The sequence below is a fragment of the Streptomyces sp. H27-H5 genome (genome assembly GCF_026627505.1).
In the GTDB taxonomy this organism is placed as follows: domain Bacteria; phylum Actinomycetota; class Actinomycetes; order Streptomycetales; family Streptomycetaceae; genus Streptomyces.
The window spans coordinates 1-1,805 of record NZ_JAPNLK010000266.1 but is presented as its reverse complement, the minus strand read 5'-3'; the positions used below and the strand labels follow the sequence as shown (position 1 = coordinate 1,805).

2 protein-coding genes are annotated in these 1,805 nt (G+C 62.1%); both read left to right on the top strand.

The window, feature by feature from the left end; translation table 11 throughout:
* Positions 1 to 705: 705 nt before the first annotated feature.
* Positions 706 to 1,161, top strand: a complete 456-nt coding sequence (locus OTB19_RS42635; RefSeq protein ID WP_267804238.1) for a hypothetical protein — start codon at positions 706 to 708, stop codon at positions 1,159 to 1,161.
* Positions 1,070 to 1,654: a hypothetical protein gene (locus OTB19_RS43920; protein WP_420717034.1), complete on the top strand. Its 585-nt coding sequence runs from the start codon at positions 1,070 to 1,072 to the stop codon at positions 1,652 to 1,654. The genes OTB19_RS42635 and OTB19_RS43920 overlap by 92 nt, the downstream gene beginning before the upstream one ends.
* The last annotated feature ends 151 nt before the right edge of the window (positions 1,655 to 1,805 follow it).

Genomic DNA, 1,805 nt, shown 5'->3' with positions numbered 1-1,805 from the left:
GGCTCGATCAGGGCCCATTGCTCGTCGGTGAGGTCGCCACGTGCCATGCCCGATGGTTTATCAAGAGCGACCGGTTCCGCGGCGCCGATTACCCAAACCGTGATCTGGACTCCATACAGGACCTAGGCGCCCCTTCGGGCCGGGGCATAGGCATGTAGAGGCACCCAGCAGGCTCTTCCCGCCCGGACCGGGCAGGAAGACACTGATCGCGTGGTCCGCCCGCCTGAAGTACCGGCTGGAGACTGAGATGCCGTTTCCCCCCTATCGACAGAGTCCCGCGCAGCCGCAGCGACGGATGCCTACCAGGGCTGCGGCCTCCGTCGGTCGTCCTCGTGCCTCCTTGCGCAGTCAAGCGCTGCGGCGGCTGACCGCTGAGACGGCCTTGACTTCCGAAATGGTCCACGGTCCGGAGCACAAGGGCCCCGCCCTCACGACAATCGAGATCCCCAGCCGGGGAGCATTCAGGTGCTCGCACAATGCCGCATACCTCGTCGCGCGAAAGGCCGGGGATACGCACGAAATCTGGGCGAGGAGCGATGCACCTCCTCCTCGCTTCTGCGACCGGTCGCACGGCGCGGGCATGCGCTTCGGTGGAGCTGTCTACTTCCGGTATGACACGCGGCATTTCTACGAGGACTGTTCCCACGCAGCCGAGGAGATCATGAGCGGCCGTCGGCTGGCCGTCGGCTGGAACCGGGCGGCGACGTGAGCCGGGCTAAATTCACAGAAGAGGTCTTCGGTACCGGCCACGAAGAGAACAAGGCGCTGGCCGTCCGTTACGAAGAGCAGCTGCGAGCGATGGGCCGGGCCGGGTTCACCGGGAAATCCGTGGCGCCGAAGCCGGGCGAGGCTTTTGCCATCATCCGGATGGCCAACGGGTCGGGCAACCCTTACCACGTCGCCGCTGTGGTCGCTTCGGACCAGGACACCGTCGTCACGGTGGAAGCAGACGCTGGAGGCAGTGCGACGGATCCCTTCGAACGCCCGCAGACCCAGGGCATCGTGGACATGTATGCGACAAGCGGGCCTCCCCGGGATGCCGCTGACAGCTTCCACCTCAGATACCGCGATGCATACCGTAACCTGCGCAAGAATCAACCGGGCCCCGATCCGATCACCGTCGTCCTGGAACTCATCGACGCGCCCCGTACCGGTGGTTAGCTTGGCAGTGGGAGGAGATACCCGCGAAGCGGCCCCGGGGGATGAATTTCGATTGGAGAGTGATATGCGCGATTTTTTCATCAGGACCGGAGATACCCTAACCGTGACAATCCCCGGAACTATTATTCCGGCCGCCGCCGCCCCTGTACCCCTCACAGGATCAAGTGTGAAGATGAAGGTGGAGAAAATGTCGGTGTGTCTGGAGGGTGATGAGCTTCCTCAATCATTAAAGGTCCCATTAGCATACACGGCAGGGCCGTACACTACTCCAGGCCAGGGGGCCCTGACGTTGACCTTGACCCCCGCCAATAAGACATCCAAGACGAAATGCGAAGGCAAGTACATCTTAATCAAGGGCGGAGATTTTACGGCCAAATTCGATGTCAGCACCCCAGCCCAGCAGCCAGGTTCCCCGCCGACCTCAGACCCTCAGCTAGTAAAGAATGGGATTGCAAAGTTTGCGACAACCAACACAACCAGCAAGGCGGGATAGCCACAGGGCGACTCTGTTGCTGAACCTCGATCCACCGTGTAACGGCCGGGCTGTGGACAGGGAAACGGGAGGAGGTGCCCGCTGACCTGGGATGATGGGAGTTCTCACGCTTCCACCAGCACCAACCGGCAAGGCACCTCTCAAGTGAAAT

What these genes read in the sequence shown, in the direction of transcription:
- OTB19_RS43920 (WP_420717034.1), top strand. Translation starts at nt 1,070, where the DNA reads ATGCATACCGTAACCTGCGCAAGAATCAACCGGGCCCCGATCCGATCA.